The organism is Lactococcus sp. (assembly GCF_036648155.1).
GTDB lineage: Bacteria > Bacillota > Bacilli > Lactobacillales > Streptococcaceae > Lactococcus > Lactococcus cremoris.
Window position 1 is genome coordinate 262077 of the sequence record NZ_JAVXIY010000002.1, and the last position, 21534, is coordinate 283610.

Genomic DNA, 21534 nt, shown 5'->3' on the forward strand with positions numbered 1-21534 from the left:
CTCCTCCTCAATCAAGGTTATGATTATACTTTAACATAAATTAGAATACAAAAAAAGAGCACATAAGTTCCATACTTAGTGCTGCTACCGTCAGGTCCTGACACGCTTCGTAAGAAACTTATTGCTCCGAAAACTATTATAACACAATTTATTTTTTTCGTCTATTTTTAAAGAAGTCTTGCATAATTTTTGCACACTCGTATTCTAAAATCCCCAATTCTACTTGGACTCGATGGTTCAGTCGCTTGTCTTCTAAAATCTGATAGAGACTGACTGTTCCTCCAAATTTAGGATTTGTCGCCCCAAAGTAAACTTGTGGAATCCTTGCTAAACCAATCGCTCCGGCACACATGACGCAAGGCTCAATGGTAACAAAGAGCGCACAATCAAGAAGTCGCCAATTTCCCACTGCCTGATTTGCTGCTTCAATTGCACAAACTTCAGCATGGTGCGTTGCTCGACCATCAAGCTCTCGCCTATTAAAATCACGCGCAATAATTTCGCCGTCTTTGACAATGACAACCCCAATCGGAACTTCCTCATTTTCAGCTGCTTTTTGCGCCTCTTTGAGTGCTTCCGTCATAAAAAATTCTTTTTCTTCTTCTGTAAAATTCATTTATCCTAAAAATTTCTCTTGTTCAAGACAATATATTTTCACTGGAACTGCTTCAAACTGTTCTAATGTTCCATTGACAATCGTATTATCTAAACAAATATAGTTTGGATGCTTACCAAACAAGATTCCACTGACATGACCAACAAAGACCTGAACATCAGTGTTTGGTACGCCCACAGCTTTAGCAACACTATTTCGCCGTTCAAAAGAATCACCTGGCAAATGTTCCCAAAACAAATCAGTTTTTTTCTCTTTTTGATAAGAGAGATTCATTTTTGCACTATGAGAGAGTACCACCCACTTATTTCCAATTTTTTCAATCAACTGTTCTGGCTGACCAAAGTTATTTTTCATTTCTGTCAGTAAAAATTGTCTGTCAGCAACTGACAACTTTTTCCAATTTTCGATTGAATATTGCCAACCATTTGGCGGAGCCCCTTCATAAATATCAATCGTTCCAATTGCATTAGAAAGTTGCTCCGCATCCGTTTTACCGTCACTTGCAAGCTCTGACCACATTTGTTCATGATTTCCCATCATGACTGTCACATGATAGCCCGCATCTGGCAAAGTTTTCAACAAATAAAGCAAAACATCAAAACCAAATCGGCCGTGGTCAATACTATCTCCAAGCACGAAGAGTCTGTCACTTTTACTAAAGTGAATCTCTGTCAGTGTTTTTTTCAATCCTGGCAAGCGACCATGAATGTCTGAAACAAATAAATTTCGTTGATAATGCTGACCGTCAGTAACAAATCTCGTTTTAGGACTGTCAGCACTTGCTTTAACTAATTGTTCAATCTGCCTTTTAGTCTTTGGAGGATTATAATTAAGGAAATGATTTCTGATACTGACAGAAAGAATGATAATAACTGTCAATAAAAGGACAGACAAAATAATAATTATTGGCTTTTTAAAGCGCCTCGTTAAAGTTGCCATTTTTTATGGGGCACCGCTAAATCAGTAATGACAGTATTTCCCGCCGCTTCTTTGGCTTCTGTCAGTAAAATATCCAAATCGCCAAATTGAGGCAAATGAGTCAAAATTAATTTTTTAACTTTCGCTTCTTTAGCAATTTGACCAGCTTCAATTGATGATAAATGATTAGGCATTTTAGCTTTATCCTTAAAGAAATAAACATCGGCAAGGAGAAGGTCAGCCTCTTTGGCAAATTCTGTCAATTCATCAAAATAACCAGTATCCCCAGTATAAACTAAAACTTGACCCGTTCTACGTTCAACAATGCGCATGGCATAATTAACCACAGGGTGTACTGTTTTTAAAAATGTAATGTCAAAAGGACCAACTTTTGTCCCATTTTCCACATCATAAAGATGACCTTCGGAAACCTTATCCAAATTCAATTTAGAAAATTCATATTCATTTTCCCCATGACCATAAATCGGTAACATCATACCGTCCCAACCGTCCTGTCCTAATGGATAAAGTTGACGATATTGACGAAGTGCTCCCAAATCAGCAATATGGTCTTCATGATAATGGCTCAAAATAACCGCATCCAACTGAGTCGGTTGTAACTCATGTTCAAGCTCAGTCACCGCACGAGACCCGCAGTCTAAAAGCATGTTGAAGCCAGACTCCGATTGTAAAAGATAAGAAGTTGTTCCTGCATCACGAGTGGGGTAACCTCCCCAAACACCTAGCGCTGTTAATTTCATTTTTTTCTCTCTTTCTATTTTTTTTCTTAATTCTATTATAGTTCAAAGCACCTTAATCTTAGTGCTAGACGTCCTATATTATTCTAAATGGCACTTATCCACTTCAATTATAAACTTCTCTCAAAAAGTGGCATTTACCAGTATCAACACTTTAATTATAACACATTAAAAACAATTAAAAACCACTCCTTAAAAGAGTGGCCCTAATTTATATCAAGGGAAGTGTGAGTTTCCTCTTGCTGCGCTAAGTATATCATAAGATTTTATAATTACAAGTTTTAATAAAAAAAACGAAGCAAATTGCTCCGTTTTTCATTAATTACTTTTATGCTTTTTCGATATTAACAGCTTGAGGGCCACGTTGACCAGCTTCAACATCAAAAGTTACTTTTTGGCCTTCATCAAGTGTTTTAAAACCTGAAGTTTGAATTTGTGAAAAGTGTGCGAACACATCTTGACCATCTTCTGAAGTGATAAAGCCAAATCCTTTATCTGGATTAAACCATTTTACAGTTCCTTTTGTCATATTAATTATTTCCTTTCAACAAAAATTGTAAACCTTATTTTGTGAAAAGTGAATATAATATACATTTAACTCATGACAAAATCTACTCGTCTATCATATCATTATATAGGCTACATGTCAACCTATAAAAAAAACCACCTCAATAATGAAGGTAGTCTTGATAAACTGTTAGGAAAGCAACTATTCTTCCCAAGACTAGTATAACATTTTAAAATCTAATTACAACAGCAATAAATAAAAAAAGAGAGACAATCTCTCATTTTCAAAATTTATACTTTATGTATATTTGAAGCATAACGCCCTCGAGCTGTCATTGTTACATCAAAAGTTACCTTCTGACCTTCATTATACTTTTTAAAACCATTTCCTTATATAGACAGTAGATAAGCAAATACATCCTGCATATCCTCTGTAATAATAAAGCCATAGCCTTTGTCCATATTGAACCATTTTACTGTTCCATTTATCATCTTAATACATCCTTTCGCATTAATTGTAAATCCTATTTTGCGAAAAAGTGCATTCCTGAAACATTTAAACTCACGACAAAACCTACCTCTTGATAGTACCACCTCTCTGAGAGAAAGTCAAATTATGCTTTCCGTATCTTCTTATGGTTACCTATATTATCATGCGGATTTGCTTTTGCAAGAGTCAATGTTTCTCTATCAACTACCCTCACATCATGATTCTCTAATTCTACAATGAGAGCATGCTTATAAGTGTTAATATCTGCCGAAACGATCGTTGCTTTTTCGCCGTTTGAGAGGGTGATAATATCTCCTGTTTTCATGTTATTACTTCCTTTTCTAGGCTTTGCCTATTTAACGAAGAACTTTTCACTACATAAGAGGCTCATTTTACTTTTTAATGATAAGAAAAATAAGGGCCCCCTACAGCCCTTAATAATATTGCGGGAATAGGATTTGAACCTATGACCTTCGGGTTATGAGCCCGACGAGCTACCTAACTGCTCCATCCCGCTTCGCAAGTATAACACTATGTTCAACTAAAGTCAAATCCATTAAGAAATCATTTGACTTGGACGGTCATATTTTTTGTTCAACAGAAAAAAACTTGAAGAGAAAAACTTCATCTTTTCACTATCAAACGCTAAGTTTTGGAGCTATCTCTTACTCCCAAATTTTATCCACAATATTTTTTATATGTGCCAATTTTACCCATTGCTCTGCTTGTGTTAACGAGTTTCCTTCTTCTGTTGAGGCAAATCCGCATTGTGTTGAAAGGGCTAAGTTTTTGAGAGGCACAGATTCAAGAGCTTCATCTAAACGTGCTTTAATTTCCTCATATTTTTCAAGCTCTGGATATTTTGAGGTGAATAGTCCAAGAACAATTAATACATCATTTCTTTGATTCCAGATTTCGGCTAAAGGAGCAAAAGAGCCTGAGCGAGCATCATCATATTCTAAAAAGAAAGTATCATAGTTAAGTTGTCCCAAGTATTTTGCGACAGGCTCATAGGAACCTTCAAAAAGATAAGTTGATTTGAAGTTTCCACGGCAAATATGAGTCGAAACTCTCAAATCTTCCGGTAAGTCTTGTAAAAGTTTGTTGACAACATAAACAATATCTTCACACATTTTGACATATTTTTCATGATTTTCAGGATCATCTAACAAACGTGCAATAAGATAAGCCCAGGTTGTATCATCTAATTGAATATATCTGGCGCCCAATTCATAAAAATGAAGCAAAGTTTCATGATAAGCTTGAGCCAAATCATCTAAAAACTCTTTCCAACTTCCATAAAACTCAGGCCAGCGATCTGAACGACCATCACGATTCGGAATTAATGATGGCGATGGAATCGTAACTTTAGGTTCAACTCCTTCTGGTAAAATACTTTTCAAATATTCAAAATCAGCAAAAAAAGGATGCTCTGGATTAAAGGCTACTTTTCCTGTCAGTTCAATATTAGTCGTTCTTGTTTTTGCTCCATGAAATTTATAAGAAGCTTCTTGTTCATAAGCTCCAACTCCATTTAGTCCCCAGAGAAAATCTAAATGCCACCACGAACGATTAAATTCCCCATCAGTTACAGCTTTAAGACCAACCTTTACTTCTTCTTTTACCAGTCTCTCAATTTCCACTTCTTGAACTTTTTTTAAATCTGTCAGTGAAAGTTGACCTTCGGAATAAGCCGAACGTGCATCTTTTAGGGCTTTTGGGCGAAGAAAGCTTCCAACGTGGTCAAAATGATAATGATTATAAGTTTTTGTCATGAGTTTACCTAGATTCTATTAGTTTAACTCTCTCCATTGTAACAAAGCCTTTTTTCTTTGGTCTTAGAAATTTTTAATGTTGTGATGAAAATATATAATATTAAATTCAAGTGATTGACTTAGGAGTCACACTGGTATACACTTTTACTTATAAGTGAGGTAGAAAAATGAAAGCAATCGGAACAGTTGACTCTGGTCGAAATTTTATTGACTTTGAAATAGAAAAGCCAATCTTAAGACCACATGATTTACTAATTAAAGTTGAAGCCATTTCAATCAATCCTGTCGATACAAAAGTTCGAAAATCAATCAAAGGGACACTAACTCAGCCAAAAATTCTTGGTTGGGATGGATTGGGAACTGTGGTCGAAGTTGGCAGTCAAAGCAAATTTTTTAAAGTTGGAGATTCTGTTTTTTGGGCTGGAGATGTCACACGAGCGGGTTCAAACGCTGAATTTCAAGCAGTTGATGAACGAATTGTTGGATTTGCTCCCAAAAATTTGGCCAAAGAAAGAGCAGTCGCTATGCCTCTAACAAGTTTGACTGCCTATGAACTTCTCTTTGAAAAACTAGAAGTGACTGATGAATCTAAAGGAAAATCACTCCTCATTATTAATGGTGCAGGTGGTGTTGGCTCAGTAGCAATTCAAATGGCAAAAAATGCCGGATTGACAGTGATTGCTACGGCATCAAATCCCCAAGCCATTGAATGGGTCAAGAATTTTGGCGCCGATTATACCGTCAATCATCATGAAAATCTGGTACCTCAAGTTCATGAGCTTGGCTTTAAGTTTGTTGATTATATTTTAATATTAAATGCTGTTGTTGAACATATGCCTGCAGTAAATGAGTTAATTGCTCCTCAAGGTTCGATTGCAAATATTGTTGAACCAGGGCAAGCTATTAATTTAGATACACTGGCTCATAAATCTGCTCGTTTTAACTTTGAGTGGATGTTTACTAAAGTGGTTTCAGACACTGATGATTTACAAAGTCAGCATGACATATTAAATCAAGTTTCTGAATGGCTAGATAATGGCACGCTTACAAGCACAATGACTCAAAATTTAGGTGCTCTTACTGCTGACAATGTCAGAAAAGCTCATGAGCTTATTGAAGAAAATCATACTATCGGAAAAATTGTTCTCGCTTGAACAAAAAAATCCTCATTTTTGAGGATTTTTAAATTTCATCAAAACGAACAATTAAATAAACTGCCCCTATCATGAAAGTAGAGCCCATCATTGTCCAACTTCCAAACCAATTCCCGGCAAGGGTTGCTATTGCTGCTCCAGCAAAGAAAATACTGATGAGCGCTGCATAGATACCGACTGAACGAAGTTTTTGTTTGTCTTTGGTAATAATATACTGTGCAAGATTTGCTGACATAGACTTCATATTACCTGTCATAAAGATACTTCCGTAAGCTCGTCCGTGAACCTTGGTGAAGGTATCATATTGAATTGCCATAAAATAAGAAAAAATTCCAACATAAAACGAAACAGGAATCTTCAAGCCTAAGCCATAAGCTAAGGCAAAAATAGTCACACCTAACCATTGAACCAAAAGCAAATAAGAAGCATCAAAACGACGTCGCTTCATCAAATAATGAGAGTAAAAACCGCGAGTCATTACCCCTAATATAAAGAAAATAATCGGAATCGCAAAATCCCAAAATCGAGCAAAATCTCCTTTGGCAATATTAATTCCTGCTTGAATTACATTCCCTGATTGTGCCCCAATAAAACGGTCATTAAAATGAAAGAATGAGAAGCCATCCATAAATCCTGCGTTCAAAGCAAAAATTAATGCTATCCGCAGTTTTTCCTTAACTTGTCTATCCATAATTAGAATTATATCACAAAGCTTATTCTCTTTGCTTTTCAATTATGAAGCAAATTTAACTTTTTTATTTTGATTTTGATGATTTTAAGGAATATATAAAATAATAGAGCGGATTCAAAAGATTAAGAGAATAATGTTTTTTGAGTTATAATGGATTTAAACGATTAGCTTTCCAAAAGCATTCCCAGTTCAAAATGAGGAGGAATTAAAATGAACGGTTATCAACAACAATATACTTGTATCAAATGTGGCAATCATAATTTTGAAGAAGACCAGCTTCAAGCAACTGGTGGAAATTTTTCAAAGCTTTTTGATGTGCAAAACAAAAAATTTATTACGATTTCTTGTTCTCAATGCGGGTACACTGAACTCTATAAATCACAGACAAGCAACGGAATGAATATTTTAGATTTTCTGTTGAATGGTTGATGATGAAGTCAATAAAATTAAAAATAAGACCTAAGTCTTATTTTTATTTAAGAAAATTAAGTTATAATGTAAAGTACATACTTTAAGAAAAGGAAGAGAGTCTTTATGGCCGTTTTGGAATTAAAAAATATTAGGAAATCTTATTTTCTTGGAAAAGAAGAATTTCCTGTCCTCAAAGGAATCGACCTCGAGTTTGAACGTGGTGATTTCGTCAGTCTCCTAGGGGAATCTGGAGGAGGAAAGTCAACTCTGATGAATATCATTGGGGGGCTTGACCGTAAATATGAGGGGGACGTTATCGTTGATGGCCTTGCTCAAAAAACAAAAAAAGAAAAAGATATGGATGCTTATCGCCGAGATACTATCGGTTTTATCTTCCAATCTTTCAACCTTGTCAGCTATTTGAGCGTTTTAGATAACATTTTAATTAGTCTTAAAATGACTAGTTTATCTGACAAAGAACGTCATGAAAGAGCGATTGAGCTGACCAAGCAAGTTGGACTCTATGAACATCGTAAGAAAAATCCATCACAACTTTCTGGTGGACAAAAACAAAGGGTAGCCATTGCGCGTGCCTTGGCTTCTGACCCTGAAATTATTCTTGCTGATGAACCAACAGGAGCGCTTGACTCACAAAATACAAAAGAAGTCTTAGCACTTCTACGTCAAATTGCCCAATCTGGTAAAACAGTCATTGTCGTAACCCACTCACAAGAAGTTGCTGACTATGGAACTCGAATTATCCGTTTGGCTGATGGACAAATCATAGGTGATGAACGTCTAAAACCGCCTTACCCTGTTGAATCACATCAACGAATGCAATCAAAAGCACTCTCATATCGTGATACTTTCAGAACGGCCTTTAAACACTTTACACACTCTTGGAAAATCAATTTATTAATTGCAATCGGAACCGCAATCGGTCTTTTCTCAGTTATCTTCTTCTTAGGACTAGGAAATGGGGCGACCAAATATATGAATGACACCATCACTTCGAGTGTCAATCCAAATGTGGTCACCATCTTCAAGCGAACAACAACAGATAATAAGTTAGGAAATGAGCAAGCCCTGCAACAAACTCAACAGGAACTTGGAAATGCTTCTACCAATCTTGACAGTGATCATCTTTCAAAATTGAAAAAAGTAGATAATGTCAAAAAAGTTGAACCAACCTATTCTATTTCTGGTTTAGGAACACTTACTAACAATGACAAATCTAAATCTGGTTTAATTACACTTGATACTTGGACACAATCAAATATTAATGATGATTATGTTTCTGGTTCAAAACCAGCTGATGGCGAAATTGCAATCTATGCGAAGGACGCTAAAGAGTTAAATAAAGATTATAAATCATTAGTCGGTAAGAAAATTACTTTGAAAATTCCAGCTAAAACAGCTGCTGGCGCAAGTGTTGAAGTGACAAAAGAATTCACTGTTTCAGGTATTTTGAAAGACCCTCAAGGTCCTGCAGGTTCTTCTAGCAGCGTTATTGCTACTTATAATACTGTAAAATCTGCTCTTGAAGCTGCTAATGCTGACACTGACGCAACTTATGCTGTAGTAACAGTTAATAAAGTAGATAATGTCAAATCAACTACTTCTGATATTCAAGACTTGAAGATTGATGGAACAAAAGCTTTTGTTACTTACAGTGTTACTTCATTCCTTGATGTAATCACTAATATTACTAACATTGTCAGCTATGTCCTTGCAGCTATTGCTGGTATCAGTTTGATTGTTTCAATCTTTATGATTGTCGTTACAACTTATATGAGTGTTGCTGAACGTACAAAAGAAATTGGTGTTATCCGTGCACTTGGTGGACGTAAGAAAGATATTTCTCGTCTATTCACCGCAGAAAGCTTGATTCTTGGTCTTTCATCAGCTGCTATTGCCATTGGATTTGCTTATCTGGGACAATTCCTCATTAACAAAGTTTTGAGTAGCTTCCTTGAAGGTGCAAGCATTGTTCAAATCTCTGGTGGTCACATCATCTTTGCAATCATCATTGCCGTTTTGATTGCCCTCTTGGCAAGCTTAGCTCCAAGTGGTCGTGCAGCACGTTTGAATACAATTGAAGCACTTGCTTCTGAATAATCACTCAACTTACAAAGGCTTCTGTCAGTCATTCACATTTACTGACAGAACCAAAACAATATTCTAGCGACTGTGACAATCCAGTCAATTGCTATGAACTTTCTATCAGTAAATAAAAGAATAACCGGCTCTGCTAGTGATTCTGTCAGTGAAAACAATCATTTCAAAAAATAGACCTTGCCTAAAGACAAAGCCTATTTTTTGTACTTTATATTGTTTGGACCCCTTCCAGCCTTATGTTAGAATTAAACTAATAGACAAATAAAAGGAGTACTAATGCAAGAAATAATTATCCAAGTCATGAATCAATTTGGCTACTTTGGTGTTGCTTTTCTCATTATGATTGAGAACATTTTCCCACCAATTCCTTCCGAAGTCATATTAACTTTCGGTGGTTTCATGACTACTTATAGCGAACTGGGGATTATCGGCATGATTATCGCAGCCACTATTGGTTCTGTGCTTGGTGCATTGATACTCTACTTCGTAGGTCGTCTTTTGAGCGTAGAACGCCTTGAGAGATTAGTTTCAGGTCGTTTAGGAAAAGTTCTTCGCCTTAAGCCAGAAGACATCACAAAAGCTGAAAAATGGTTTTTAAAGAGAGGATATGCAACGATTTTCTTCTGCCGTTTCATTCCATTGATTAGAAGTTTAATTTCAGTCCCAGCAGGTTCTGCAAAAATGAAACTTCCTAGTTTTCTTATTTTAACTACTTTGGGAACTCTCATTTGGAACATTGTTCTAGTTTCACTTGGAGCCGCACTAGGTGATAACTGGGAGATGATTGCTGGAATTCTCGATTCTTACTCTTCAGTTGTCGTTGCAATTCTAGGGATCATCTTTATCCTTGGACTTCTTCTCTTTGTCAAAAAACGCTTCTTCCCTAAAAATAAAAATTATTCACCTGACTCAGAAAAATAAGCCTTCGTGCTTATTTTTTTTATATGAAAATTTCTTATCTTTTGTTATAATTGGGCAATATAAAGGAGAATTTTATGGTATCTAAGGGGCGTTTAGCCGGATTTATTGATGCAATTATTGCGGTAGTAATGACAATCATGTTGTTAGAGTTTGAATTACCAAAAACAGGTGGGATTATTGAGTTTTTAAGAGATAATCTTGTCTATTTGATTGCTTACCTCTTAAGTTTTATCTATGTCACCACCTCATGGTTTAATCAACAATACATGCTCCAACAAGCTGAAAACATTAGCCGTCGGATTTACCACAGTTGCATGCTCTGGGTTTTGTCATTATCCATGCTTCCTGTTTTATCTGCTTGGGCTGGACGGACAATCGACTTCTTTCATGATTTCGGACTTCATTCTCCAAAAGCTCCTGCTTTACTTTTTATCATGATGATTTACCTCTGGGGCTTTGCTTATACTTATATGACAAAATGTTTTATTGAGGACAACCCAAAGGAAAAAGCCGAACTGATTGCCCAAATGGAAGTCTATCATTATTTACGTCATTCCTTTTGGAAAATCGGAATGATTGTCAGTTTCATACTGACATTTATCTATCCTCCCTTTGTCTTCATTTATACTGCCGGAGAAATGATTTTTGCAACAGTACGCAGCCAAAATAAAAAAAGCTCAACTTAAATCGTTGAGCTTTTTTATTTTATTGACCAACAGTCAATTGTTCTGAAACATATTTAGCATAGAGTGGGTGAGTTGCCACAAGTTCATTGTGTTTCCCACTACCTGTGATTTCCCCTTTTTCAATAAAGTAAATCTTGTCAGCATCAACAATTGTTGAAAGTCTGTGAGCAATGACGAGAGTTGTCCGTCCCTTCATCAAACTATCTAAAGCCCGTTGAACCATTGATTCTGATTCACTATCTAAACTGGCTGTTGCTTCATCAAGCATTAGAATTTTTGGATTACGTAAGAAAGCCCGTGCAATGGCCAAACGTTGTCTTTGTCCACCAGAAATTTTGACTCCTCTTTCACCAACTTCGGTATTGAGTTGGTCAGGCATATTTTCAACAAAGCTACGTGCAAAAGCAAGGTCAAGAACTTGCCAGAGGTCTTCGTCAGTAAAGTTTCCTTCGAGTCCGTAAGTTAGATTTTCACGAATAGTTCCAGCCATAATCGCTGAATCTTGACTAACAAAACCAATTTGACTTCGCCAATTTTCAAGAGAAACACTATCAATTGGTTGACCACCGATAGTAATCTCTCCCGCAGTTGGTTGATAAAAACGTTCTAAAAGTGAGAAGATGGTTGATTTACCACCACCAGAAGGACCAGCAAAGGCAATAATTGAATTAGGTTGAGCTTCAAAAGAGATATCATGCAATATTTGTTCAGAATCATCGTAAGCAAAATCAACATGATGAGCAGAGAGGGTCTTTCCTTCCAAATCAAGGCTTTCACCTTGATGAAGGACTTCTTGTTCTTCATCAAGTAATTCAGTCAAACGACCAGTTGATCCTGACGCTTTGGCAAGTTCTGTAAAGAAAGTTGCCACTGTTGGGACCGCTCCGATTAAATTCATTAAATACATCATCATTCCAAGCAAAGTTCCAAGACTCATAACCCCCGTTGAGATGAGATAGATTCCGTAAGCCAACAATCCAAAAATCATCAACATCATTGATAACATCATGACTGGCGACATCAAACCATCGAAAACGGCTTCTTTTACACCGATTTTGTAAAGGGCATTGACATCATTTTCTGCTTTTTTAGAAGCTTGTTTTTCAGCATTTGAAGATTTGACTAAACGAATTTCTGATAAAGATTCACTGGCAATACCTTGGAAATTTGCTAAAGAATCTTGTCTAGTCCGCCCAATTTTTTGACCAAAAGTCATAATTGGAAACATGATAAGCATGACAATCGGAACCGCAATAATCATGGCAAGGGTTAAACGCCATTGCATTTGCAGCATGAATACGATTGAACCTACCAAGAGTAAAATAGAGGTAAAAGCTTGAGGAATACTATTTGCGATTAAGTTTTTAACTTGCGTGGTATCGTTAGCTAAGCGAGAACTCATTTCACCTGTTTTAACTTCATCAAAATATTTTACTGGTAAATGAATCATTTTATCCCAGACACGAGTTCGCAAATTTTTGACGACCGACTCACCAAATATCCCCAGAACGATGGCCGCAATAGCTGAAACGGCTGCTGAACCAATATAAAGAGCAATGACTAAAGCAACTTTCCCGCCATTTACACCATGACCAAAACTATTAACCAGTGGCTGAACCATTTTAGGAACTTGCAATTGAATGAGTGTGCCAATGATACCAGCCACAATCCCAATCACAAAGAAGAGATAACGTGGTTTTGCTGCACGAATTAATTTGACGAAATGTTTAATGGATGTTTTGTCAACCGCTTTTCCTTCAACGCGATTGGCCATTTGTGGACCTCTTTCCATTGTTTGTTTACTTCCTTTTTTCTAATTATTGAAATTCAAGACTAAAAGAACTTAATTCAATCACTTTTATCCTTAAATCAGTTTTTATTTTTCATTCTTCCAAATAAACTTTGAGGTTTTCCAACACAATGCTATAACCAGCTGGATTAAGATGAGCGCCATCGAAAGTGAGTTCTTTCTTTAAATTGCCATCTTTATCGGATAAGCCATCATTGACATCAATAAAGTGAAAATGATGTTTTTGAGCAAGTTTTTCAATTTTGTCTGATGCTTTTTGAAATTTTTCATTACTTCTCGTTTCAAACAAAGTTTTTTCATCTGAATCTTGCCCAAAATCAAGGGTATTGATTGGGTAATAGCGCATGACATAAACTTGTGCTTGCGGTAATTTTTCCCCAATTTGTGTCAAAATTTCATTGTAGTTGCTCATAAATTCAGCTTCTGGGACTTCAAATCCGATATCATTCGTTCCAATATTGATAAAAATTTTTGACGGCTCAAGGTTAATAATCTGACTCTCCAGATGTTTTAATAAAAATGCGGTCGTGGTAGCGCGAACTGCACGATTATAAATGTATTTTGAAAATCTGACCTTTCCCTCTTCTTCCCACTTTTCAATAGGAAATATTTCCATCAGTGAAGAACCAACAAATAAAGTCTGACCTTCTTTTGCTGACAGATTTTCTTTGTCATATTGGGCAAGGAGTTTTTCTTGAAATGCTTCAAGTTGAGGGTTTAACGTAAGTGCTTTAGTTTCTTCTGACATTTTCCTTTTCTCCTTTTAGTCCCAATTTACTTTTTTTAATTCTTCAATAAATTTTTGAGGAGCTCCTGGTAAAAATTCAATGGGGTGTTTTTTAGATTCTAACTTAATCATTGATTTTGCAACGATTTTATCATGCCAACCAAATGGAGTTAAATTATTAACTTCTCCACCAAAATTTGCAATCGCTACTGCATTTTTACGTAAAGGTCCAGCAATTTCTTTTGCAATGACTTTATTAAAAGTACCATACTCTACCATCGTTACAAAAACAGCGAAAAGTTTATTTTCTAAGATATTTTGATAAGTTCTTAGAAAAATTTGAACTGAGCGCTCGAATTTATGGCTATATACTGGACTAGCAACAATGACTGCATCAAAATCCTTGGGACTAACTTCTTCAACATTCAAGTCAACAAGGGTCACATTTTTTAAACGAATTGCTAACCTTCTTGCACATTTTGCTGTATTTCCCGTTTTTCCAGCGTAGGCGATGAGTGTATTCATCTTTCACTTCCTAATCTATTTACTGTTTAGAAATCATCCCAGTTTTCTGGCTTTTTAGGTTCTGCATGTTTATCAGAGTGTCCTGCTCTAGGGTCAAATTCATCAAATTCTGGACGATGATGTCCATCAAAATCACCAAAACGATTTTTCATTTCATCTGAGAAATGTTCCCAATGTTCATTAAACTCTGCTTCATCTCGTTTACCAAAGCTATTGCGGAAATTTTCTTTTATTTGTTTTCCAAAAATTTTCCAGTCTTCACCAAATGGTGCTTGTGAACGATCATCACGACGCATCCGATTTTGACCACGTTTCATTTCTTGAGAGGAACGACGCATTTCACGTTGCCAATTTTGCATTTCACGGCGCATATGATTTCCAAAAGCATGACGATCATGAGCATTCATCATATTTTCCATAAATGGGTTTCCGAAAAATTGTGTCATTTTTTGGAAATCTCGATCTTCATGTGCATCATTCATTTCTACTAATTTTTCCATTAGATTTGCCAGTTGTTCTTGTTCTTCATCTGTCAAATTACCAAAAATTGTTTCGGAAATATCATTGTGCATTGTATCTCGTGTTTCTTGGGCTTCCCGTCCTTTTTCTGTTAAAAAGATACGATTGACCCGTTTATCATTTTCATCTTGTTTACGAATAACCATTTCTGCTTCTTCCAATTGTTTAACTTGAGCCGTTACACTCGAAGGCTTAATATCAAGCAGTTCAGCAATCTCAGCATTTGTTAAGCCATCTTTGTTCCATAATTCGACAAGTAATCCTTGGGCACCATTACGATTTCCTCGATTTTTCATCTGTTTTGAAATTCCGTCTGCTCGCAAAGCAAATAGAACGCTTGGATTGTGCAATAGTTTTGAAAATAAATTTAATAAGTTATTTGTTTGTTCTGACATAATTTGTTCTCCTTAGTTTAGATTGGTTGTAGTTGTTCATCAAAAGCGTAGACGAGTAACGCATCTGGTTGTTCAATCAGCCTGATGAACCAATTGAATTTCTGAATTAATTTTTTTATCATCTTAAGCATTGGTTCTCCTTTAAGATTTTTATTCTCTTTAAAAGTTCCCTTATTATTGTTTAGTGAACTTTTATTTTAGAGAGAGATTTTTAAAATTAGTTAGTTTATTTATTTATTAACTAACAAAAATGATTATAAATCATTTAATTAGTTTTGTCAACAATAAAACTAACTAAATTAAAAAAATCAGCCCAAAGACTGATTTTTTATTTTATTCATTTCCTAAATCAAGCTGATAAAGTTGCTTAAATGTCGGGTTACTTTCCAGCAATACTGCTGGTTTTCCATCAAATTTAATCGAACCATTTTCTAAAAATAGAACACGGTCCATTTGGTGAACTCCTAATAAATGGTGAGTGATAAAGATAATTGATTTATCTCTTAACCTTTCAAAAAAGAGTGTTAATAATTGATTTTCAGTAATTGGATCAAGCGAGACGGTAGGTTCATCAAGAATAACCACATCCACATCTGACAGTAAAACTCTTGCGAGTGCTAAACGTTGTCGCTCTCCTCCAGAAAAACGTTCTCCTGCTTCGTCAACTGGCGTTAACAATTTTTGTGGCAACGATTCAACCATTTTACGGAGTCCGACTAATTCAAGCGCCTCCCAGATTTCTTCATCAGTAGCATCTAGTTTTGCCAAAGTTAAATTAGAACGAACCGTTGTTGCAAAGAGATATGGAGATTGGTTAATCACACCTATCTTTTCTTCAACATTTTTTGCTTTTGAAGGTTCTACACCTGAAAATGTAATTTCTCCCTTTTGCGGAATTAAATCTCCTCGAATCAAAGAGGCAAGGGTTGATTTTCCAACTCCTGAACGACCTAGAATCGCAATATGTTCACCCTTTTTAACCTCTAAATCAAAATCATTGAATATTTTTTTATTTTTTTCAAAATAAAATTGTAGATTATTGATGACCAAATCAGTCCTAGTGATTTCCTCACTCCTAATTTCTTCATCTTGGTCTGGTAGTGCATTTAAGCGATTAATTGAATCACCATAGCGATTTGTTTCAACCACTGCATCAGACAAAGGAGAAAAGGCATCAAATAGTGGAAAGGCCGCTAAACTAACCGCTGCAATATAATTGGGAGCATCCCCTAATTTTAAAATTCCAGAAGACCAAATCATCAAATATATTACTAAAGCCCCATAAACAACTTGTAAAAAGAGATTTCGTCTTCGCCCAAAAGCTAATAATTTAGCTTGAATCTTTCTGGCAGATAATTCTGATCCCCGATAGGTCGTTAAAAAATCTTCTTTTCGACCAGAAAGGACCCAGTCTTGTAATCCTAAAATATCATCAGTCAAATGAGAAAAAAGTTGATTCCGATAAATTTTAAGTTCTTCATCTAGTTTTACAGTAAATTTTAGAGAAATTAAAGGAAGAATTACAATCAAGAAACCTAGAAAAATTGCTAAACCAAAGGCAAACCACAGAGATAAAAATCCGCCGGCAATAATTAAAGCAACTGATAGACTCCCCGCAATCAAAACTGGGAACAAGGTTCTTAAGAAAAGGTCTTGTAAGTTTCCAATATCTTCATTTAGAACCCCCAATAAATCTCCCAAACGATAGCGGTCTGCTAAGGTCACTGCTGTTTTTTCCAATCGTAAATAAAGTTTTTTACGCAGCAGACTTGTGATTTTTAAAATCCAATTATGTGAAGTTAGTCTTTCCACATAATGCATGACAGGGCGTCCAATCCCAAAAATCCGAACAAAGAGAACTGGAACGTAAATCATCAAGATATTTTCTGGTTTTGTCGCTGATTTTGAAATAACATAACCAGAACTAAACATTAAAAGTCCTGCCATTGAAATTGTAATCGTTCCTAAGAAAATAGACAATATAAACCCCGAACGATTTTTTTTCAAGAATGGAGAAATCCAATCATTTCCAAATAAAATGTTTTTTAATTTCATTATTCATGGCCTCCATTTTCTGTCAGTAATTTTTTATCATCATCAACACCTCGCATTTGACTGAGCAATTTTTGATAGTAACTATTCTCAGCCAATAGCTGTTCATGGGTGCCAATTCCTTCAACTTGGCCTTCATTGAGTACGATGACCAAATCCATTGATGAAAGCCAATGGAGTCGATGTGTAGCAATAAAAACGAGTTTATTCTCAAGCAAAGGTAAAATGTTTGCCTTGATTTCTAATTCCGTTTCAATATCTAAATGAGCCGTTGGCTCATCAAGAAATAAAATATTACGTGTGCGACTCAAAAAAGCTCTAGCCAAAGCCACACGCTGTGCCTGACCTCCAGAAATTGTCCGTCCACTAGCACCAATTTGCCCATCAAGCCCAATCTCATTCAGTAAACTTCCTAGACCAGCAAGTTCTGCAGCTTGATTGATTTGTTCGTCAGTTGATTCGGGCTCATAAAAGGCCAAGTTTTGACGAAAAGTCCCTGCAAAAATGTAAGTTTTTTGAGGAATAAATTGAACAGATTGTCGATACTTTTCATCAGTCAAACTTGTCAATGTTTGGTCATTAAGCTTAAATTTTCCAGCTGTAGGTTCTAAAAATCCTGCTAACATAGAAAGAAGGGTTGACTTACCAGAGCCAGAACTTCCAACTAAGGCAACTTTTTTAAATCCTTTTACTGTCAAATTCACTTCTGAAATTCCGCGTCCAGTATCGTAAATTTTTGCTAAATCTGTCAGTTGGAGGCTAGAATCCTCTGTCCAAGTCACTCTGTCTTTTAGCACTGATAGGGTATTTTCGTCAGTTGAAAGAACTTCATTTACTGCAGCCAAAGCATTTTTCCCGTTAAGCGTTGCATGATAATCGCTAGCAAAATCACGTAAAGGTAAGAAATACTCAGGTGCTAAAATTAAAGCTGCGAGGGCTGGAAATAATAAAATATCTCCACTCATCAATCTTAAGCCTAAAAAAAGTGCAACTATTGCAACAGAAAGACTGGCAAAGAAATCAAGAGCAAAAGTTGAAAGCATAGCAACTCTTAATGCTCCCATTGTTTCTTTCCGAAAATCCTCAGACGTTTTATAAATTGAATTAGAATAATCTTTAGACAGACCAAAATATTTTAAAGTAGAAATTCCACGTAATGAGTCTAAGAAATGATTTGATAAATATTGGAATGTTTTGTACTGACGCTCGGCTCTCCCTTGTGCAGCATAACCCAATAAAATCATAAAAATGATTGCAAAAGGAAAAGTTAAAGTTAGCACGATTCCACTTTGCCAATCTAGAAAATAAACTGGAATCAGAATTAACATTGGGACAATCATCATATTTAAAACCTTAGATAAGACCAGTTTAATATAATTTTCAACTTGGTCAATTCCTGTGATAACTGTCGTCGCAGCAGAGCCAGAACCAAGATTTGCAATAGCTACAGGTCCCAAACGGAAAAATTTATCCAACATATCTCCGCGCAATTTTGTTGCTAAATTGTAAGCAAGTTTATCCAAAGATTTTGCACGTATAAAATTAATAATTTCTCGGCTCAAAAAGCAGACTAAAAAGCCCATGACCCAAGGAATAACATGAGAAAATAATTGCCCTTGCCAAAGTTTAGTAATTGCAGTAGCCAAAAACAAGGCTTGCCCAGCGATAGCAATAAACTGAAGAACTGCCAACATTCCAAGAATTGGAAACATCTTTCTTACTCCTGGCAGTTCAAAAAGTGATTTATCAATCATATTTAAAGTTACTGATAAGCACATTTTTTATTGTTCAAACAGAAAAAATCTAAAAATAATTGAAGAAAATTTCTGTCAGTAAAAAAAACAGAGCATCAGTTCCTTTCTAAAAAATTTAGGTCAGAAAAATTTTCTGACCAGAATAAATGGTTACCTCTAATTAATTATATCAATTAAAAAACTAATCTGAAAATAACTGGCTTAACCAGTTATTCTCATAATTTATTTTTGAATTCTTTTTCTGAAAATATAATAGGTCCAGCCCATGTAAATAAGAACAAAAGGCAAGATTGCTAAGGTAATGATTGTCATTGTTTTCAAAGTATAACCTGTTGAACTAGCATTTTTTATCAAAATACTATGAGCAGGATTGGTTGCAATCATCACTCGTGGGAATATTCCTTGGAAGATTAGAGCAACTAAAGCGATGAAAGTCAATCCTGACGCCAAGAAAGCTGACATTTCTTTACCTGAACGAACAGATAAATGAGCGACAAGAGTCAAAATCACAATCAAAGCAAGTAAAAGCAAAGTTCCAATGAAATGTTTTTCAAAGAAATCAGTGAAGACGGCCAGTAAGATTGCAAAAACTACTTCTCCAGCATAGAGGACAAAGTAGAGGAAGTTTGCTACTTTTGCAGCTCTTTTACGCAAATCTCCTTCTGTTTTCAAAGCTAAATAGTTTAAACCATGAAGCCAAGCCAAGAGCATTACGGCAACACCACCCACAACTGACAAGAAGTTTACATAAGTGGTAAAAGTCGCAGTTACATTTCCTTTAGCATCCATTGGAACGCCTTGAATCATACCCGTAAACATCAAACCAAAGAGAAATGGGATTGCAAAGCTAGCTACTCCTAAGACCTTGGTCCAAATCATTTTCCCTTTTTCTGTGTGTGAGTGATGACGAAACTCAAAGGTTACTCCCCGGAAAATCAAACCTACCAAAATTAAGAATAGAATCAGATAGAAACCTGAGAATAAAGAGGCATACCAATAAGGAAATGAAGCAAACATTGCTCCACCGGCTGTCAAAAGCCAAACTTCATTCAAGTCCCAAACTGGACCAATTGATCCTATAGCTTGCTCGACTTCACGTTTATCCTTTGCAACCGTAATTGCACTCATTCCTACTCCGTAGTCAAAACCTTCAAGGAAGAAAAAGCCACTAAATAATACTCCAACAATAATAAACCAAAAAAGTTGTAATCCAGTCATTATTCATCCACTCCTTTCTCTTTAGTTTCTTTTTGAATTTCATTTTCTTCTTTAGATGAAGAATCAAAATTTTCTTGACTAAATGAATCTAAAGAAACATAAGCTGTTTCCGCACCTTCTACTCCTTCTCTCATTCGTTGAAGAGTAAAGTAGACCATCACAGCCCCAAGGAAGCAGAAAAGGAAGAAATAGACGATGTTTGAGAACAAGAGTGAACCTACAGAAACATTTGGTGAAACTGAATCTTTCATCGTGAACAATCCATACACCGTCCAAGGATAGCGTCCAAGTTCGGTCACTAACCAACCTGAGGTAATCGCAAGAAATGGTGCAAATAACATCCAACGATACACTTGTAAACCAAATTTATTTTTATATAGACTTGGTTTTTTCTTCCTTGTCCAAAAGAGACCCAGTGCCGAAAGTAGAATCATTAACATTGACAGACCGGCCATAATCCGGAAAGTCCAGAAAAGTACAGTCACTGGTGGGAAGAAATTCCCTCCAATTTCTTTAGCTACATCAGGATATTTCTTCTGAAGTTGAGCATTAATTTCATTCATCCCTTCAACAGAACCACTAGGACGGTGATAAGTTAGAATTGAAAGCATATAAGGAATTTGAATTCCAAACACTTCTTTATGGTCAGCTTCATTAAAGAAAGCAACCATATCCCAAGCCGCAGGGTCAGGAGTCGTTTCATAGACACCTTCAGTTGCGGCAAATTTCATTGGTTGAGAATTTTTAACTTCAATCATTTGTTGGTCACCAGCCACAAAGTTACCTACGGCACCAATTAAAGCAACCAAAAGTCCTAAACGCAAAACTGGTTTAAACATATCAATTTCTCGATTTTTAAGAATTTGATAAGCTGCAATCCCAGCAACAACAAAACCACCAGTTACAAGGAAGCCTGTTGCCACGTGACTAAATTCTAAAATTGTTTGAGGATTTGTCAAAAGAGCCGAGAAACTCGTTAAAGTTGCTCGTCCACCTTTTACTTCATAACCCACTGGATTTTGCATCCATGAGTTTGCTGCCAAAATCCAAAGTGAAGACAAGAAAGTCCCAACAAATACAATCCATAGCGTTGCATTATGCAGTTTCTTTCCTAACTTATCCCAACCGAACATCCAGACTCCAAGGAAGGTAGATTCCAAAAAGAAGGCCAGAAGGGCTTCAACAGCCAAAGGCGCGCCAAAAATATCCCCAACGTAACGAGAATATTCCGACCAGTTCATTCCAAATTGAAATTCTTGAATAATACCGGTTACTACCCCTACTGCAAAGGATAAGAGCATAATAGATCCAAAAAATTTCGTGCGTTTTTTCCATTTTTCATCACCAGTTTTTACATAGATTGTCTCCATGATTGCCGTCATGAGAACCATTCCGACAGAAAGCGGTACAAAGAAAAAGTGGAAGATTGTAGTCATCGCAAACTGAAAGCGTGCGAGATTTTCAATGGTTAGCATTGTTTATCTCCTTA

Annotated in this window: 20 protein-coding genes, 1 tRNA gene, 1 other RNA gene and 1 pseudogene; 5 read left to right on the forward strand and 18 right to left on the reverse strand. The window is 36.0% G+C overall.

What is annotated here, in order from left to right; all coding sequences use genetic code 11:
- Positions 1 to 47 precede the first annotated feature (47 nt).
- From ffs to RSC39_RS03150, 9 genes and pseudogenes are all read right to left on the reverse strand, one after another.
- An RNA gene (gene ffs / locus RSC39_RS03110) (signal recognition particle sRNA small type) lies at positions 48 to 133 on the reverse strand.
- Positions 134 to 148: 15 nt separating this feature from the next.
- Positions 149 to 616 carry a tRNA adenosine(34) deaminase TadA gene (gene tadA / locus RSC39_RS03115; RefSeq protein WP_043736449.1) on the reverse strand — a complete coding sequence of 156 codons (468 nt, stop codon included), beginning with the start codon at positions 614 to 616 and terminating at the stop codon, positions 149 to 151.
- Positions 617 to 1555, reverse strand: coding sequence for a phosphatase (locus RSC39_RS03120; RefSeq protein ID WP_332535037.1), 939 nt, complete (start codon positions 1553 to 1555; stop codon positions 617 to 619). It abuts the gene before it with no gap.
- Positions 1543 to 2295: an MBL fold metallo-hydrolase gene (locus RSC39_RS03125; protein ID WP_332535039.1), complete on the reverse strand. Its 753-nt coding sequence runs from the start codon at positions 2293 to 2295 to the stop codon at positions 1543 to 1545. The genes RSC39_RS03120 and RSC39_RS03125 overlap by 13 nt, the downstream gene beginning before the upstream one ends.
- A 325-nt stretch (positions 2296 to 2620) precedes the next feature.
- Positions 2621 to 2821 carry a cold-shock protein gene (locus tag RSC39_RS03130; protein WP_011675685.1) on the reverse strand — a complete coding sequence of 67 codons (201 nt, stop codon included), beginning with the start codon at positions 2819 to 2821 and terminating at the stop codon, positions 2621 to 2623.
- Positions 2822 to 3090: 269 nt separating this feature from the next.
- Positions 3091 to 3291: pseudogene (locus tag RSC39_RS03135) on the reverse strand (cold-shock protein).
- A 122-nt stretch (positions 3292 to 3413) separates the two neighbouring features.
- The gene (locus RSC39_RS03140; protein WP_011675683.1) at positions 3414 to 3614 is read right to left on the reverse strand and encodes a hypothetical protein; all 201 of its coding nucleotides are present in this window, start codon (positions 3612 to 3614) and stop codon (positions 3414 to 3416) included.
- A 118-nt stretch (positions 3615 to 3732) separates the two neighbouring features.
- Positions 3733 to 3806: transfer RNA gene (locus RSC39_RS03145), tRNA-Met, on the reverse strand.
- A 148-nt stretch (positions 3807 to 3954) separates the two neighbouring features.
- A complete protein-coding gene (locus RSC39_RS03150) occupies positions 3955 to 5064 on the reverse strand; it encodes a vitamin B12 independent methionine synthase (protein WP_332535042.1) in 1110 nt (369 codons plus the stop codon).
- Between the two features lie 167 nt (positions 5065 to 5231).
- Between RSC39_RS03150 and RSC39_RS03155 the strand changes: the two genes are divergently transcribed.
- Positions 5232 to 6218 carry a zinc-binding alcohol dehydrogenase family protein gene (locus RSC39_RS03155; RefSeq protein ID WP_332535044.1) on the forward strand — a complete coding sequence of 329 codons (987 nt, stop codon included), beginning with the start codon at positions 5232 to 5234 and terminating at the stop codon, positions 6216 to 6218.
- 28 nt (positions 6219 to 6246) lie between these two features.
- Here RSC39_RS03155 and RSC39_RS03160 read toward each other — a convergent pair whose 3' ends face one another.
- Positions 6247 to 6909: a YoaK family protein gene (locus RSC39_RS03160; RefSeq protein WP_003129657.1), complete on the reverse strand. Its 663-nt coding sequence runs from the start codon at positions 6907 to 6909 to the stop codon at positions 6247 to 6249.
- Positions 6910 to 7119: 210 nt separating this feature from the next.
- Here RSC39_RS03160 and RSC39_RS03165 point away from each other — a divergent pair, with 210 nt between their 5' ends.
- From RSC39_RS03165 to RSC39_RS03180, 4 genes are all read left to right on the forward strand, one after another.
- Entirely contained in the window at positions 7120 to 7338 is a 219-nt protein-coding gene (locus RSC39_RS03165) for a zinc ribbon domain-containing protein (RefSeq protein ID WP_011675679.1), read from the forward strand.
- A 105-nt stretch (positions 7339 to 7443) separates the two neighbouring features.
- Entirely contained in the window at positions 7444 to 9438 is a 1995-nt protein-coding gene (locus RSC39_RS03170) for an ABC transporter ATP-binding protein/permease (protein ID WP_014572963.1), read from the forward strand.
- Between the two features lie 276 nt (positions 9439 to 9714).
- Positions 9715 to 10359 (forward strand): DedA family protein, encoded by a 645-nt coding sequence (locus RSC39_RS03175; protein WP_332535047.1) that lies wholly within the window; start codon positions 9715 to 9717, stop codon positions 10357 to 10359.
- A 74-nt stretch (positions 10360 to 10433) separates the two neighbouring features.
- Entirely contained in the window at positions 10434 to 11045 is a 612-nt protein-coding gene (locus RSC39_RS03180; RefSeq protein ID WP_332535049.1) for a TMEM175 family protein, read from the forward strand.
- A 19-nt stretch (positions 11046 to 11064) separates the two neighbouring features.
- Here RSC39_RS03180 and lmrA read toward each other — a convergent pair whose 3' ends face one another.
- The 8 genes from lmrA to RSC39_RS03220 all read right to left on the reverse strand — a co-directional run bounded on the left by lmrA (position 11065) and on the right by RSC39_RS03220 (position 21520).
- Positions 11065 to 12819 (reverse strand): multidrug efflux ABC transporter LmrA, encoded by a 1755-nt coding sequence (gene lmrA, locus RSC39_RS03185; RefSeq protein ID WP_231722475.1) that lies wholly within the window; start codon positions 12817 to 12819, stop codon positions 11065 to 11067.
- 109 nt (positions 12820 to 12928) lie between these two features.
- The gene (locus RSC39_RS03190) at positions 12929 to 13603 is read right to left on the reverse strand and encodes an SGNH/GDSL hydrolase family protein (protein ID WP_332535050.1); all 675 of its coding nucleotides are present in this window, start codon (positions 13601 to 13603) and stop codon (positions 12929 to 12931) included.
- Between the two features lie 15 nt (positions 13604 to 13618).
- On the reverse strand, positions 13619 to 14107 hold the full coding sequence (locus RSC39_RS03195; RefSeq protein WP_332535052.1) for a flavodoxin domain-containing protein: 489 nt from the start codon (positions 14105 to 14107) through the stop codon (positions 13619 to 13621).
- Between the two features lie 26 nt (positions 14108 to 14133).
- Positions 14134 to 15021, reverse strand: a complete 888-nt coding sequence (locus RSC39_RS03200; RefSeq protein WP_332535054.1) for a MarR family transcriptional regulator — start codon at positions 15019 to 15021, stop codon at positions 14134 to 14136.
- Between the two features lie 333 nt (positions 15022 to 15354).
- A complete protein-coding gene (gene cydC / locus RSC39_RS03205) occupies positions 15355 to 17076 on the reverse strand; it encodes a thiol reductant ABC exporter subunit CydC (RefSeq protein WP_332535056.1) in 1722 nt (573 codons plus the stop codon).
- Positions 17076 to 18827, reverse strand: a complete 1752-nt coding sequence (cydD, locus tag RSC39_RS03210; RefSeq protein ID WP_332535058.1) for a thiol reductant ABC exporter subunit CydD — start codon at positions 18825 to 18827, stop codon at positions 17076 to 17078. Before cydD ends, cydC begins: the two co-directional genes overlap by 1 nt.
- Before the next feature lie 222 nt (positions 18828 to 19049).
- Positions 19050 to 20045, reverse strand: a complete 996-nt coding sequence (gene cydB, locus RSC39_RS03215; protein ID WP_011675669.1) for a cytochrome d ubiquinol oxidase subunit II — start codon at positions 20043 to 20045, stop codon at positions 19050 to 19052.
- The gene (locus RSC39_RS03220) at positions 20045 to 21520 is read right to left on the reverse strand and encodes a cytochrome ubiquinol oxidase subunit I (RefSeq protein ID WP_011835628.1); all 1476 of its coding nucleotides are present in this window, start codon (positions 21518 to 21520) and stop codon (positions 20045 to 20047) included. Before RSC39_RS03220 ends, cydB begins: the two co-directional genes overlap by 1 nt.
- Between the last annotated feature and the right edge of the window lie 14 nt (positions 21521 to 21534).

Excerpts from the sequence above, each read along its gene's own strand:
- tadA (WP_043736449.1), bottom strand. The coding sequence starts at position 616 with ATGAATTTTACAGAAGAAGAAAAAGAATTTTTTATGACGGAAGCACTC.
- RSC39_RS03120 (WP_332535037.1), bottom strand. The coding sequence starts at position 1,555 with ATGGCAACTTTAACGAGGCGCTTTAAAAAGCCAATAATTATTATTTTG.
- RSC39_RS03125 (WP_332535039.1), bottom strand. The coding sequence starts at position 2,295 with ATGAAATTAACAGCGCTAGGTGTTTGGGGAGGTTACCCCACTCGTGAT.
- RSC39_RS03130 (WP_011675685.1), bottom strand. The coding sequence starts at position 2,821 with ATGACAAAAGGAACTGTAAAATGGTTTAATCCAGATAAAGGATTTGGC.
- RSC39_RS03140 (WP_011675683.1), bottom strand. The coding sequence starts at position 3,614 with ATGAAAACAGGAGATATTATCACCCTCTCAAACGGCGAAAAAGCAACG.
- RSC39_RS03150 (WP_332535042.1), bottom strand. The coding sequence starts at position 5,064 with ATGACAAAAACTTATAATCATTATCATTTTGACCACGTTGGAAGCTTT.
- RSC39_RS03155 (WP_332535044.1), top strand. The coding sequence starts at position 5,232 with ATGAAAGCAATCGGAACAGTTGACTCTGGTCGAAATTTTATTGACTTT.
- RSC39_RS03160 (WP_003129657.1), bottom strand. The coding sequence starts at position 6,909 with ATGGATAGACAAGTTAAGGAAAAACTGCGGATAGCATTAATTTTTGCT.
- RSC39_RS03165 (WP_011675679.1), top strand. The coding sequence starts at position 7,120 with ATGAACGGTTATCAACAACAATATACTTGTATCAAATGTGGCAATCAT.
- RSC39_RS03170 (WP_014572963.1), top strand. The coding sequence starts at position 7,444 with ATGGCCGTTTTGGAATTAAAAAATATTAGGAAATCTTATTTTCTTGGA.
- RSC39_RS03175 (WP_332535047.1), top strand. The coding sequence starts at position 9,715 with ATGCAAGAAATAATTATCCAAGTCATGAATCAATTTGGCTACTTTGGT.
- RSC39_RS03180 (WP_332535049.1), top strand. The coding sequence starts at position 10,434 with ATGGTATCTAAGGGGCGTTTAGCCGGATTTATTGATGCAATTATTGCG.
- lmrA (WP_231722475.1), bottom strand. The coding sequence starts at position 12,819 with ATGGCCAATCGCGTTGAAGGAAAAGCGGTTGACAAAACATCCATTAAA.
- RSC39_RS03190 (WP_332535050.1), bottom strand. The coding sequence starts at position 13,603 with ATGTCAGAAGAAACTAAAGCACTTACGTTAAACCCTCAACTTGAAGCA.
- RSC39_RS03195 (WP_332535052.1), bottom strand. The coding sequence starts at position 14,107 with ATGAATACACTCATCGCCTACGCTGGAAAAACGGGAAATACAGCAAAA.
- RSC39_RS03200 (WP_332535054.1), bottom strand. The coding sequence starts at position 15,021 with ATGTCAGAACAAACAAATAACTTATTAAATTTATTTTCAAAACTATTG.
- cydC (WP_332535056.1), bottom strand. The coding sequence starts at position 17,076 with ATGAAATTAAAAAACATTTTATTTGGAAATGATTGGATTTCTCCATTC.
- cydD (WP_332535058.1), bottom strand. The coding sequence starts at position 18,827 with ATGATTGATAAATCACTTTTTGAACTGCCAGGAGTAAGAAAGATGTTT.
- cydB (WP_011675669.1), bottom strand. The coding sequence starts at position 20,045 with ATGACTGGATTACAACTTTTTTGGTTTATTATTGTTGGAGTATTATTT.
- RSC39_RS03220 (WP_011835628.1), bottom strand. The coding sequence starts at position 21,520 with ATGCTAACCATTGAAAATCTCGCACGCTTTCAGTTTGCGATGACTACA.